Origin of the sequence: Paenibacillus sp. SN-8-1 (assembly GCF_050995535.1) — a bacterium.
GTDB lineage: Bacteria > Bacillota > Bacilli > Paenibacillales > Paenibacillaceae > Fontibacillus.
This window is the reverse complement of the sequence record NZ_CP194782.1, coordinates 535,027-548,526: the sequence shown is the minus strand read 5'-3', so window position 1 is coordinate 548,526 and position 13,500 is coordinate 535,027. Positions and strand designations below refer to the sequence as shown.

Here is a 13,500-nt window from a genome sequence, read left to right as displayed (position 1 = left end):
CCCTCCCTTCCTTAAGGGAGGGCCCCAAGGGCTCTGCCCTCTGGACACCCTATTGGGGAACGAGAGAGTTACAGAGGCGGGTGTGTGTAAGGTAGGCGTTGGGATCGCTTGCCGTCCCTTCGGGACCCGCTTACAGTTTGGCAGTGTTTAGTTACCTGTTTCAGTCGCTTGGGAGCTGCTGGGTGGCGCACCCGGGTGACTTTAGATATATGAGCCGCTTGTCGCCCCGTTGGGGCACGCTCTACTTGAGGAGCTCCTGCGGCTGGCGTGTTGAGTTAGGTTGTTCGTTGTTAGGGACTTCGTGCTGTGAGGCGCTCTCCCTTTGGGATACGCTCAGGCTTGGTGCAGGGCAGCGTGGGCGGGACTTCGAACGTTTTGTTGTTTGGCTCTGCTGGGAGGCGCTCTCCCTTTGGGATACGCTCAGGCTTGGTGCAGGGCAGCGTGGGCGGGACTTCGAACGTTTTGTTGTTTGGCTCTGCTGGGAGGCGCTCTCCCTTTGGGATACGCTCAGGCTTGGTGCAGGGCAGCGTGGGCGGGACTTCGGCCGTTTTGTTGTTTGGCTCTGCTGAGAGGCGCTCTCCCTTTGGGATACGCTCGGACTGGTGCAAAGCAGCGTGGGTGCGACTTCGGCCGTTTTGTTGTTTGGCTCTGCTGGGAGGCGCTCTCCCTTTGGGATACGCTCAGGCTTGGTGCAAAGCAGCGTGGGCGGGACTTCGAACGTTTTGTTGTTTGGCTCTGCTGGGAGGCGCTCTCCCTTTGGGATACGCTCGGGCTTGGTATAGAGCAGGCGTGGGCGGTGCTTAGTGCGTTTTGTTCTTCTGGGCTGCTGGGTGGCGCTCTCCCTTTGGTAGCGTGGGCCTGAGAAGGTCTTTATCAGTTCTGCTGCTGCGGGAGCGGAGAGAACGAAACGAATCCGTAGAAGCGAAGCGTCCGCCTTTATCTCCGAGTTTCGACCGCTATGGCGGTTAGAATCAAGAAACTTGGAGATAACAGCGGTCGTAGGATCGTTTCGTACTCGGAGCGTCTCTACGCGCAATGCTGATCGTTTCGTTCTCGGAGCGCCTCTACGCGCAATGCTGATCGTTTCGTTCTCGGAGCACCTCTCGCATTATTTTAAGGAGATGATCTTATGCAATTACAAACGATTTTTAATACAGAGGCGCCTAACCAATCCACACGGATTATTGGCGGAGAGTGTTCAGGGATTCTGAACTGGAACGACATCCGGATGCCTCATATGTATAAGCTATATAAAGTGCTTCTTCTGAACCACTGGATCGCGGATGAGATCCCAATGTCCAAGGATGCACAGCAATTCGCGCGTCTGGATAGCGAGGAGCAGCGGACGTTCAAGATCAACATCTCCCTGCTGGCGGTGCTCGACTCCATGCAGACCATGTTCGTGGGCGATGTGAAGCGCTACTTCACCGACTCCTCGCTGGAAGCGATCTCCGCGATTATCGGTCAGCAGGAGGTTGTCCATAACCAGTCTTATTCTTATGTACTGTCCTCCATCGTATCCGAGCAGGAGCAGAAAGAAATTTTTGAATATTGGAAGCATGATCCGGTTCTGCTGGAGCGCAACAAGTTCATCTCCGATATTTATCAGAACTTCCGTGATGATGCTACACCGCAGACGTTCTTCGAAGCACTTGTGGCTGACTTGATTCTGGAAGGGATCTTCTTCTACAGCACATTTGCCTTCTTCTATAACCTGGCACGCGATCAGAAAATGATGGGTACGAGCCAAATGATCTCTTACATCCAGCGTGATGAGAATCAGCACTGCTACTTCTTCGCTGAAGTATTCAAGCAGCTGCTCGCAGACTATCCGGAGCTGAATACTAAAGCCAATATGGACTGGGCGTACAGCACCATCAACCGTGCCGTAGAGCTCGAGACGAACTGGGCTTTCTACACACTGAAAGAAGTGCGCGGTATCGATCTCAATGAACTATCCGATTACATCAAATACATTGCTAACAAACGCTTGACCCTGATGGGTCTGGAAAAAGCTTATGAAGGCGTGGATGTGAACTGCATGCCGTGGATCAAGCCTTTCTCCGATGAAGCGCTAAATGCAACGAAGACTGACTTCTTCGAAGCAAAATCCCGTAACTACGGTAAAGTCGGCGACGATAACGGTTTTGACGATTTGTAAGTTGTCAGACCAACTTTAAGAAATATTAAACAGGGTCAGTCCTTATAGGACTGACCCTGTTGGTGTTACAGGTGATAATCTGAGTAAATAAAGTCTCAGACTGGCGACATATTCAAAATTAAGATTCCATTTGACCGATTAGCTCGGTTATCGCATTCTACCTCAGAGATATAAGATAGTCGGCAAGTTGATCGAAAGTACCCTCAAGTCCTTGTTGAAGCATTGCAGCCATACCATTATAGACTTCTTGTTCCTCAGTGGATGCGTTCACAGGGCCACCTTTCATTGTTAATACAGTTTTACCTTCATCTTCTTCTAGCGTGATGATATTCAAAATTTCAAGAGGCCAGTTCTCGATAAATGGTGCCCGGGTCGTATTGCCTTGCTCATCGGAAAAGGATTGGATAAAAGCTATTTTCTTAGGTTCTACAACCTCTTGATATGCAAATTTTCCCCACATAACGTGATTTCCATCAGGAGATGTCTGAAAACCTAAGAACTCGCCGCCTGGTCGAGCGTCCATTTTAACAACTTTGAGGGAGAAGCCCTTTGGTCCCCACCATTTCGCGAAATGCCCGCGCTCCGTCCATACTTTAAATACGAGTTCACGAGGAGCATCGAATACGCGCGTAAATGCAATATCACACGACTGTTCCTGATTGTGATCCATGAAAGTCCTCCTTGTTTTAAGACTATTTCCGTACTTTGTTATAGAGTACTAGAAGCCTGAGCCAGAAGATCGGCAAGGAGATCGTAATCGGGTGAATCATCTTTACGGATTTTTAGCCATTTCCTCTCATCTGGCCCTTCAAATCCTTTCGGAATCGTAAGGCCGGATGCATTCAATCCCAAATCCTATCTCCCACCCATAACAACAAAATGGCCTCGTCCCTGGTTAGAAAGGGCGAGGCCATTTGAACTCTTTTTACGAGGAAATCATAAAACTTACAGACACCGTATTAAGGGCCAATAGTGTAGATCAGCGGGTAAGAACCCCTGCAAGATCCCGCTTAGTTCTTTTGCGGATCAGCCGTGATGAATTGGTACAGACCTTCGATCTTCGCATCGGTCAGCTCTCCACTGTTATCAAAGACAGTGACGGAAGAAGCCGGAATATTCCAGTTCACTTCAGGAACAAATTCAACCCGTTGTTTGAAGTTATCCCAATGATTCAGCTTCCAGGTATCCCGCTCGGTCTTTCTTTCGATAATGCGTTCCTTCTGAACGTCCATATCGCTGAGCGTAACCACGACAACCTTAACGTCAACCTCACTCAAGGTTAGGCCTGCCGCGCCTACAACCTCTTCAATCCAGGCGGCATTCTTAAGCTCGGAGGTGAACGGTGAGATCATGAATACGCTCTGTCCCGCAGCCAGGTTATCCACGCAAATATCCTTCGTGGTATCATATTCGAGATCACGAAGGTGCTTCTTGTAGAACTCCGAATCCCGGTCGTTCTTATCCAAATTGTTCATTTCGAGAATCTTCTCTACAAATCTGCCGCCTACTGTATCTCTATCCAAAAATGCTGCTTGAATTCGCGCCGACAACTTGCGGGCCACCGTGGTTTTGCCTGTTCCCGCCACTCCTACAAAGAATACCAGTTTTTGCATCATAAAGCCTCCAGTTCTGATATGTTCATTTGTACATTTTAACACATCAAAGCAAGCGAGTGCCAGACAAGTGGCTCTGCCGTATTCAGGACGCTTGCGTTGTTTCACTTATTCAAGGAATTAACCCCCCTCCTGCCTTCACGCCTTCCATTCGTAAGAGGAAAACAGGTCATAGGAGCACTTCCACTTCTAAAACTCAACACTTCTTCTCCCAAAAATCAATGTAATAGGCTAGCTGATGAGATCGCCGCAGCTGTAAACATGGAGATCAGTACCCGCTTCCTCTGCCTGACTTCTAACCTCATTCCATATTGTTTTCAATAGCAATATCAGTTGAACTACTCACCACTTAACATCCTACGGGTCGTTTGAAGTGGGAGATTCCTAAGTACGAAAGCCTATCGGCTTTTAATTGATTAGGCTATCCCCGTAGTCCCTACGGTTAGAAGTCTTATAGCTTCATTTTTAAGATTCTGTCCTGCGTTAATATCCCTGTCGTGATGTGCTCTACAAGAAGGGCAATCCCATTCACGAAGGTTTCGATGTTTAACGTCTTTGTTTTTATAGCCGCAGCACGAACACAATTGAGAACTAGCGAAGGTTTTAGATACAGCAATCACTTGCTTACCATACCATTTTGCCTTGTATTCTAACATCTTGTGGAATTGCGACCATGACACCTCACTAATGGCTTTGGCTAACTTAGGATTCTTCAACATGTTCGTGACTTGCAATGTCTCAATGCCAATGACATCGTGGTTTTTGATGATATCCGTAGAGATTTTTTGCAAGTAGTCTGTTCTTGTATGGGTGATCCATTCGTGGAGTCTTGCAACCTTGATCCGCTGTTTGTTCCAATTTGAACCACCCTTCGTACGTCTGGAAAGAATACGTTGTGCTTTTGCTAGTTTCCCTTCGAGTGTACGAAACCATTTCGGGTTAGAGAATACCTCTGCTGTACTCAGGATAGCAAAGTCCTTCAGCCCAACGTCAACACCAACAGAAGAACCTGTTTTTTCTAATGATTGCACTTTTGTTTCTGCAAGAATAGAAATGAAGTACTTTCCGCTGGGATTACGCCTAACGGTTGCGTTAAGAATACGCCCTTCTACTTCACGACTTTTAGCAAAGCGAACAAGACCCAGTTTAGGCAATTTAATTTTGTTGCCTACAACGGCAATATTTCCGTTTGTTTCCTTTGTTGTGTATGACTGCACTGGATTTTTTTTAGACTTGAAGCGAGGTGCATGGTTCTGCTTTTTAAAGAATCGTGTATACGAATCGGCAAGGTTTTTCAGTGAGGATTGAAGGGCAATGCTGTCCACTTCTTTTAGCCAGACTAATTCTTTCTTTAACTGTGTCAATTCAACAGAACATGAATGGTAAGTTAATCCTTTTCCTGTTTCTTTGAAGATATCCGTCCATTGTGCTAAAAAACGATTAAATACAAAACGACTACACCCAAATGTTTTAGCAATTAGGAGTTCCTGTTCTTTCGTTGGATAGATACGAAATTTGTATGCTTTGTTGACTAACAATACGTTTCACCTCACTATCACCAGAACCTACGTTCTCATTATACCATGTTCAGGTAATTTTTGGCTATTACCAACCGACATTCATCCCCTCCCTACTCATTAGGCTTCGCCCTCCACATTCCTTGAGGAAGGGGTATTCTGTCGGAAGGTCGATAAACAACAAAGTTAGCAAAACACCTAACCTATATGGAATGAACTAAAGAATTGAGTGCATGGATCAAGGCTGACACTTGTTATACAAAAGAATCGATCACACAAACTTTAGTTCAATCCATAAACAAAAGACATAAGCTCGAAGCCTTTCTCAGGAAGGCAGGAGCTTATGTCTTTGCGCGGGCACCGGCGAAGAAAGATCAGGCACCATACGTAACTGTTTATGAATTCTACAGAGTTGTCTTCCTCTCACTCAATAACGGGTAGCCGCCGATTAAGAGAGACCCTGAGGAAGCTCGCTGTGCTGCAGACGAAGGTTGGTTTCCTTTACAAGTTCAGCCACGTTCTCCTCCAGACGGGTACGCAGCTCCTCCGCGATCTCAAAGCCCCCGGCTTCGGTCCGGGCAACCTGGGTATCCACGGTGTAGACACCGCCTAGAATATGACGCGCGCCCAGAGCGGATAATACCGGCTTCAAGGAATAATCGATCGACAGAAGGTGCGCAAGACTGCCGCCGATGAACAGCGGAAGAATGATCTTTCCTGCCAGACCCTTTTGCGGAATGAGATCCAGGAAGGTTTTGAGAACACCGGTATAAGAAGCTTTGTACACCGGACTCGCTACAATCACGGCATCCGCCTGAGCCACAAGCGCATTGGCCTTCACGATGGCCTCACTCTCGAACTTCGTATGAATCAGGTCCTCTGGCGGAAGCTCGGCCACATTGACGTGATGCACCTCAATATTCTCCTTCTTAAGAAGCTCCTCGGTTAGTCCGATAATCGCGGAGAGACGGGATGTCAAAGAGGGATTACCGTTAATAATCGTTACTTTTGCCATTTTACATACACCTGCCTATTTAAATTTTATAATTCCGATGTACTTACTATACTTTAAAAAGAATGCTACCAATTCGTAAGCGGCTTGTCAACCAATTTAGACTATACTTTTTCATTCTACCCTTTCCATTTACCTTTTCCAAGGAACCAACCCCTGGGCGAATGCATATGGATGAGCAAGGAAACAAAGATCAGTAGAGGAGACTATCTGTATGACTAACCCTGTATATCCTTATTACGGAAAAAAGACCGTGTGTATAGAACAGAAGCTATCCTTCCCTCCCCAGCATCAGCCCAAACAGCCCGGTATTGAAAGCTTAATGAATCCAAGGCCCATATCAGAGAACCCCGAATACTGCGGAAGCGGTAAGCTAAAAGACAAGGTAGCCGTCATTACCGGCGGAGACAGCGGAATCGGACGCGCGGTGGCTTACGCCTTTGCCAAGGAAGGCGCTGACATTGTCATTGCCTATCTGAATGAAACATCCGATGCCATCGAGACAAAGAACCGGATCGAGCAGCTTGGAAGACGCTGTCTTCTTATCGAGACCGATCTGAGATTCAAGAAGAACTGTTCCTCGGTCATTGACGGGACAATTCTGCATTTTGGCCAGCTGGACATTCTCGTCAATAATCATGGCGTTCAGTATCCTCAGAACAGCATTCTCGATATTACGGAGCAGCAGCTCTATCATACGTTCCAGACGAATATCTTTCCCTTCTTCTTTCTGGTGCAGGCTGCTCTGCCTTACATGCGCAGGGGCTCGGCGATCATCAACACGGCTTCCATTACCGCTTACAAGGGCAGGAAGAACCTGATTGACTATTCCTCAACCAAAGGGGCAATTGTGTCCTTCACACGTTCCCTCGCACTGTCACTCGTTGAACAGGGAATCCGGGTCAACGCGGTGGCTCCAGGCCCGATCTGGACCCCGCTCATTCCTTCCAGCTTCACGGCTGAGGAAGTCAGCACCTTCGGTACCGAGACACCGATGAATCGGGCCGGTCAGCCCTACGAGCTTGCTCCGGCTTATGTATACCTGGCGAGCAACGACTCCTCTTATGTGACGGGAGAGACGATGCATGTGAACGGCGGGGATATGGTGACCACCTGATTCAATTTAAGGATATGTGCTTTCTCATGACTGAATTCAAATTGTATGCTCGCAGCAATAAAATTGAATTATATAAAGGAATCATTTCACACTCTTGCCAATGGGTAATTCTTAAGCTCAACTTATATCGATACAGTCAGAATATCCAACTTTCATGTAAAAGATCATACTTGGACTCTCGGTTATAATCCCCTCTATATTTCTGGATGTATACCACTTTATGCAGGCGAACTAAATAGTTAATTATGTTAATTAATTGTTGCTCGTGGAACAATTGCGGTTAATCTGTGGTCATCCTCTATGCGAAAGGTAATCTGTTTTGTGACGGCAGCGACATATCGTCTGCAAGGAAAAAACCTATCCGGTCGTATGCGGATAGGTTTTTTTCCTGCAAGAACTGAGCTTAGAGCAGCCTATAGATGTTCAATGATATCCCCGGCGAGCAGAGATGCCGGGTTGTGCCGTGCCGCCGCGGCCCGATCCCCGGCAAGGCCGTGCAGATGCACGCCGAACGCCGCTGCCTGCACGGCGGTAAGGCCCTCTGCCAGCAGACCGGCGATCATGCCGGTCAGCACATCTCCGGCACCCCCGGTGGCCATGCCCGGGTTGCCTGTAGTGCCTACGAAGATGCGGCCATCCTCAGCCGCGATGACAGTGCGCGCGCCCTTGAGCACGAGTGTCACGCCGTGCTCAAGGGCGAACCTGCGGGCAAGGCCGATCCGGTCCCGCTGGACCTCGGCCGTAGAGACGCCCGCAAGGCGCGCCATCTCGCCGGGATGCGGCGTAAGCACCACCGCCGCATCCCGGCGCTTCCACGCTGCGGGGCCACCGGCCGCAGCGAGAATGTTCAGCGCATCGGCGTCCAGCACCAGCGGACGCCGGGCGCCTTCCCAGAGGGCGCGCAGGAATGCGCCCTCGCCCTCGAAGCGGCCAAGCCCCGGCCCTGCCGCGAGCACGCCGCGCGTCTCCAGCAGCCGCAGCACTTCGCCCGCTGCGGCTTCGCTCCACCCCTTGCTGGCACTGTCACCGACCGGTGCCAGCATCAGCTCCGGCACCGCGCCCAGCACGTGCGGTGCCAGGGCGGCGGGCAGCGCCCAAGTGGCTAACCCGCATCCGGCCCGCAGCGCGGCCTTGGACGCGAGCAGCCCCGCGCCGCTCATCTCCGCGCTGCCTGCGGCCAGCAGCACGTGCCCATAAGTGCCTTTGTGACCGTCCGGATCACGCCGGCGTGAAGGCTGTACCCCAAGCTCACGGATCAGCACCTCTTCCGTAAGCAAGAAGCTGCCTGGCCTCCCTGTCTTGGCCAGACTAACAGGGATACCGATGTCCCTCACGATGACATCGCCTGCTGCCCTCGCCCCCGGATACTGGGTAAGTCCGGCCTTTAAGAAGGCCAGACACACGGTGATCCGGGCCTGGATACAGGGCTCGTAGGTCTCGCCCGTATCGGCATTCACCCCGCTCGGAAGATCGGCCGATACGATCGGCAGCCCACTCGCATTTACCTGTTCAATGGCTGCCGCATAGTTCCCCCTGGGAGCTCCTGACGTACCGGTCCCGAGCAGCGCATCTATGGCGCCTGTATATTCTCCATAGTTCAGCTGCTGCTCTCCAAACACGATTAACGGAATATTTAACGCGGCAGCAATCTGCGCTTGCCCTGCTGCTGCCCCTGTCAGTTGTTCGTGCGGAGTTACATAGAGCAAGGTGACAGACATCCCCGCGTTCATTAAGTGCCGTGCGGCAACCAGTCCGTCACCGCCATTGTTGCCCTTGCCGATTAGAATAAGCCAGTGCTCCTGCTCAAGTATCCGCCTAACTTCGGTAGGGCTATTCTGGACGGCTCTTCGCCCTATTCCCAGCAGGGCTTCCTCTATAAGGCCTTCCGCCTCATCCGGCACTTGCTGTTCCGCACGGAGCACACACCACCTTACCACTTCCTCCGCGATCGCAACTCCGGCATTTTCCATCAGGACGACAGCCGGAATTCCAATCTCCTGTATTGCCCGGTTATCCAGTTCCCTCATCTGCCTGGCATCCACAAGCCGCATATCCGTAGGCCTCCTTGCTGTCTCCAAGTGATAGATTACTGATTACTGATTACTGATTACTGATTACTGATTACTGATTACTGATTACTGATTATTACTACTTATTTACAAATCTTATTGAACTATTCTTATTGAACTATTCTTATTGAACTATTCTTATTAATCAATTCTTCCCCTACTCCACATTACCCAATTGTAGCTGAATACTTCTTAGAACCTGAGCATTCACAGCAGGGAGGCCTTCCGTCTTTTTGTACATCATCTGCACTGCTCCCTGTACCCACGATGAGTGGTCCAGGGCATGCATGGATGTCTGATCGGCTATAATCAATTCGCCGCACTAATCAACTCCCGCCCGACTGCAAGGGCCACCGGTACAAGCGTACCTTACTTCCATTTCGCCCTTCAAGGCTCTACCCGATAAGTATAACAAAGCAAGAAGCAAGCAGGCCTCAGTCTGAGGCCAGGAGCACAAAGCAAAGAGCAGGAAGCCAAAGCCCCTGCCCTTGTCTGTCATTCTATTGCCCGAGATTATATGAGGGACTCCCTAACACAGGTTCGAGCCTAACCGTAAGAGTTCTCCCGTTCCTGCCGCTTGGTTCAATCCTCAATGATCATGCAGTGAGTTCCCAATGTGCTGAGCTTCAGGAAATTAATAAGCGACGGTGAATCGTCCTCGTACAAAATGTCCCTCGTCCACTTCATCAAGCAGGGCTACCGCGTAATCTTCTACCGATATCCGGCTGTTATCCAGCTCATCGGTTACGAGCTGATTCGTTCCAATTCGGAAGTTCCCGGTGCGCTCACCCGGTTCAATCACGGCTGCCGGGCTAAAATAGGTCCAGTCGATGTCGGAGCCCCGAAAGATCTCGTAAGCTTCCGCATGGGCCCGTGCAAGCGGGCGCCACTCTTCTGGAAATGCCGGCGTATCCATAAGGGCTACCCCGGGAGCCACCTCAAGACTGCCGGCACCGCCAACGACAATCAGGCGTCCTGCTCCCCCGCGCTTCACACCTTCAACGAGTGTCCGCGCGACTTCGGACAGCTCATCCTCCTGGCCAAATTTAGGGCCGAAGGCGCTGATCACGACATCCTTACCAGCGGCCGCCTCGGCCACGGAATCCGGGATAAGAATATCCCCTGTCTTCACTTGAAGCTTTTCATGCTGATCCAAGCCCTCAAGCTTGGAGATATCTCTGAGCACGGCAGTTACCTCGTGGCCCCTGCGCAGCGCCTCCTCCAGAATGCTTTTACCGATCGTACCTGTAGCTCCATACAGCGCAATTTTCATAATATGTATCGCTCCTTCTCTATTTAAATGGAATGGTAATGTAAATAACCCAACTTATATATATAATTATCCCAACCGATAAATCCAAAACGCATTCGAGTGGATTTTATAGCCATGTGGAATGCACTTTGCTCTCATGGAAATGCCGGCTCAGCTCAACTAACCCGCCTTACCCAGCATAAAGCTGATGATAAGAATGATAAAGACTGTGGCCGTGATGGCAACGAACCGGTAGTCCTTCTCCTGCCAAAATACAAATAAAGAGACAAACACCCGGAGAACCGGTGTCAAAATCAGAATCAGCAGCCCTGTCTCAATGACCGCTACCGATTTCATAGCCAGAAGCCCTTCCCAGATGGCCCGAAATCCGAGTGGATACGTCTCATCCGGATATCCGCTGACGCCGGTGACCAGGAATTGCACCAGTCCGATAATAATGACCGCGGCTGCCGCGATTACTCCGATCCGCAGCATTTTGCTAATGGCCAGCTCTACATCCGCAATTCGGCTGGGCACATCTCCTTTTGATTTCGTCTGATTCGCCATATTAACCCCTCCATCCCTGGTACAGCATTTGTCCGGCAACGTAGATCATGACCGGGATGAACAGCTTGCGGATCGTCTTGCTCTTCATCCGCTGCATCAAGCGTGAGCCGATTGTGGCTCCAATGAGCACACCGAGTGCAACCGGGGCTGAGATGACCGGATTAATATCCCCCCGCAACAGATAGATCCCGGCGCTGGCCGCCGCGGTGACTCCCATCATGAAATTGCTTGTCGCCGTTGAAACTTTAAGCGGCATCTTCATGAACACATCCATAGCCATAACTTTAAAGCTTCCACTCCCGATTCCGAGTAGTCCCGAGATCACCCCGGCCCCGTACATGACGCTGAACCCCTGAGGTACTTTGTCTACGTTGTAAGCCACCGTCTTTTTGATGGCCTTGTCGTAATACTCCCCCTGCAGTCCAAGCTTCTCGGCTACAGGATGAAGCGGCACGCCGCTCGGGATTTCCTGTTTGCCTTTCTTAATCATGGCATAAGCCGAATACAAGAGAAGCACGGCGAAGATGACATATAAGAATTTAGGAGCTATGATGGCCCCAAGAAAGGCTCCGGTTATAGCTCCCACTGTCGTGGCGATCTCCAGAAACATACCTACCCGAAGATTGGTGATGCGATCCCTGATATAAGCGACCGCCGAGCCGCTGGAGGTGGCAATAACGGAGATGATACTGGCTCCAATCGCATGGTTGATATCCACCCCGAACAGCAAGGTTAAGGCAGGTGTAACTACAATCCCGCCCCCAAGACCCAGGACAGAACCGACTACCCCTGCCAGAATAGCAATGAAAAAGATTTCGATGACTGTATTCGTCAAGTCTGCAGCTCCTTTATATGTATAATGTCCCTACGGACCTTGCTAAGGCACAAGCCGGTCAGATTGGATTCTCATATACATGCCTTGGCCTTCGGGCTGTGTGTAATCAAATCCGAACTTCCGGTACAGCTTGTCAGCCGGACCGTCCGCGATCAGGCTGACGAAGGTTTTATCCGGTGCCTCACGCTTCAGGTAATCAACAATCCGCCCAAAGATCATTTTGCCGATCCCCTGCCTCTGAAGGTCCGGCCTGACTGCCATATCGACCACCTGCATATGACAGCCGCCGTCCCCGATCACTCTTCCCATCCCAATCAGCTCGCCCTGTAAGTAGACCGTAACAGCATAATAAGAATTCCGGAGTGCGATCTCAGCACCTGCTTCGCTTCTTGGGTTCATTCCTGCCTGGGAACGCAGCGCAAGATATTCAGCAACCTTGGGCGGTTGTTCGTATACTTCGAGCTGTCCTAAATCCATGGTTTTACTCATCCCCTTAATTTAATTCACCTCATCTTTTGGAAGCACGAAAGATTCACTGCGATGCTCCAGCACATATATCCCCTCATCTTGGGTCCATTCGGCATAGGCCACTTCGCTAAGCTTATCAAACCCGCACTTACGCAGCTCGGCTGTAAGCCAGGACTCATCCTTACCGAGCAGCTTCAGACTCTCGTAATCCGGCTTCCCATCCTCAACCAGACTGTAAGAGAAGTAGGCCTCCTGCTTTGGCAGGTTCAGATCCTCGCGGGTCACCGGCTCATATTCAGACTTCTTCATAATGCTGAGAGTGCCGTTAGCTTCAAAGATCGCATAGGCCACTTCCCGCATAAAGAACACATCATGCTGACGCAGCAGCATTCGCAGCTGATCAAAATCCAGGCTGTTCTTGCGCAGCTCCTTCAGGTCCACTTCCCCATGACGAATCAGAATAGAAGCTTTCCCATCCAGGAAGCCTCGCGTCCGTTTGAAATATTGGGTGACCTTCTCGAAGACAAACGACAGGACCGCCCAGAGCAGCAGGGCATACAGTAAATGAGAGAACTTTACATCCTCCTGATAGACGGTATTCCCTACAAGCTCGCTTAACATAAGGGAAGAGATGAAGTCGAACGGAGTGAGCTGGGAGATCTCCTTCTTGCCCAGCAGCCGTGTCATCGCCCAAAGACCGACAAAACCGATCAGCAGCTTAAAAGTAATTTGTTCAAAGCCCACAGTTCTAACCTCCATTATAACTGATTTATAAGAGCAAGGTATCCGGCTCAGCCGGCACTTGCTATATATATACCCACTGGAGATCAAAGGACCGCTTGTATTATATCCCGCTCCTGTGCAATAGTGGAGGTAGAGAAAGCTATAC

Annotated in this window: 14 protein-coding genes; 2 read left to right on the top strand and 12 right to left on the bottom strand. The window is 50.2% G+C overall.

All coding sequences use genetic code 11. The features are described 5' to 3' along the window. Positions 1 to 1,129 precede the first annotated feature (1,129 nt). A complete protein-coding gene (locus tag ACRRNK_RS02700; protein ID WP_433945286.1) occupies positions 1,130 to 2,161 on the top strand; it encodes a ribonucleotide-diphosphate reductase subunit beta in 1,032 nt (343 codons plus the stop codon). A gap of 157 nt (positions 2,162 to 2,318) precedes the next feature. Here ACRRNK_RS02700 and ACRRNK_RS02695 read toward each other — a convergent pair whose 3' ends face one another. From ACRRNK_RS02695 to ssuE, 5 genes are all read right to left on the bottom strand, one after another. Next, positions 2,319 to 2,831: an SRPBCC family protein gene (locus ACRRNK_RS02695; RefSeq protein WP_433945285.1), complete on the bottom strand. Its 513-nt coding sequence runs from the start codon at positions 2,829 to 2,831 to the stop codon at positions 2,319 to 2,321. A 38-nt stretch (positions 2,832 to 2,869) separates the two neighbouring features. Then, a complete protein-coding gene (locus ACRRNK_RS02690) occupies positions 2,870 to 3,013 on the bottom strand; it encodes a hypothetical protein (protein ID WP_433945284.1) in 144 nt (47 codons plus the stop codon). A gap of 158 nt (positions 3,014 to 3,171) precedes the next feature. Continuing rightward, a complete protein-coding gene (locus ACRRNK_RS02685) occupies positions 3,172 to 3,774 on the bottom strand; it encodes an AAA family ATPase (protein ID WP_433946780.1) in 603 nt (200 codons plus the stop codon). Between the two features lie 416 nt (positions 3,775 to 4,190). Further along, positions 4,191 to 5,312: an IS200/IS605 family element RNA-guided endonuclease TnpB gene (gene tnpB / locus ACRRNK_RS02680; RefSeq protein ID WP_433943985.1), complete on the bottom strand. Its 1,122-nt coding sequence runs from the start codon at positions 5,310 to 5,312 to the stop codon at positions 4,191 to 4,193. 427 nt (positions 5,313 to 5,739) lie between these two features. Next, entirely contained in the window at positions 5,740 to 6,306 is a 567-nt protein-coding gene (ssuE, locus tag ACRRNK_RS02675) for an NADPH-dependent FMN reductase (RefSeq protein WP_433945283.1), read from the bottom strand. Positions 6,307 to 6,517: 211 nt separating this feature from the next. On the opposite strand from ssuE, the gene ACRRNK_RS02670 reads away from it, so the two are divergent. Further along, positions 6,518 to 7,420, top strand: coding sequence for an SDR family oxidoreductase (locus ACRRNK_RS02670; RefSeq protein WP_433945282.1), 903 nt, complete (start codon positions 6,518 to 6,520; stop codon positions 7,418 to 7,420). A gap of 413 nt (positions 7,421 to 7,833) precedes the next feature. On the opposite strand, the gene ACRRNK_RS02665 is transcribed toward ACRRNK_RS02670, so the two are convergent. The 7 genes from ACRRNK_RS02665 to ACRRNK_RS02635 form a co-directional block, all read right to left on the bottom strand. Then, the gene (locus tag ACRRNK_RS02665; RefSeq protein WP_433945281.1) at positions 7,834 to 9,471 is read right to left on the bottom strand and encodes an NAD(P)H-hydrate dehydratase; all 1,638 of its coding nucleotides are present in this window, start codon (positions 9,469 to 9,471) and stop codon (positions 7,834 to 7,836) included. A 175-nt stretch (positions 9,472 to 9,646) separates the two neighbouring features. After that, entirely contained in the window at positions 9,647 to 9,802 is a 156-nt protein-coding gene (locus tag ACRRNK_RS02660) for a hypothetical protein (RefSeq protein WP_433945280.1), read from the bottom strand. Between the two features lie 321 nt (positions 9,803 to 10,123). After that, positions 10,124 to 10,762 (bottom strand): NAD(P)-dependent oxidoreductase, encoded by a 639-nt coding sequence (locus tag ACRRNK_RS02655; RefSeq protein WP_433945279.1) that lies wholly within the window; start codon positions 10,760 to 10,762, stop codon positions 10,124 to 10,126. Between the two features lie 159 nt (positions 10,763 to 10,921). Next, entirely contained in the window at positions 10,922 to 11,308 is a 387-nt protein-coding gene (locus ACRRNK_RS02650) for a DUF1634 domain-containing protein (protein WP_433945278.1), read from the bottom strand. Position 11,309: 1 nt separating this feature from the next. Continuing rightward, the gene (locus ACRRNK_RS02645; protein ID WP_433945277.1) at positions 11,310 to 12,143 is read right to left on the bottom strand and encodes a sulfite exporter TauE/SafE family protein; all 834 of its coding nucleotides are present in this window, start codon (positions 12,141 to 12,143) and stop codon (positions 11,310 to 11,312) included. Positions 12,144 to 12,185: 42 nt separating this feature from the next. Next, positions 12,186 to 12,620, bottom strand: coding sequence for a GNAT family N-acetyltransferase (locus ACRRNK_RS02640; RefSeq protein ID WP_433945276.1), 435 nt, complete (start codon positions 12,618 to 12,620; stop codon positions 12,186 to 12,188). A 21-nt stretch (positions 12,621 to 12,641) separates the two neighbouring features. Then, on the bottom strand, positions 12,642 to 13,370 hold the full coding sequence (locus tag ACRRNK_RS02635) for a DUF421 domain-containing protein (RefSeq protein WP_433945275.1): 729 nt from the start codon (positions 13,368 to 13,370) through the stop codon (positions 12,642 to 12,644). Positions 13,371 to 13,500: the final 130 nt, after the last annotated feature.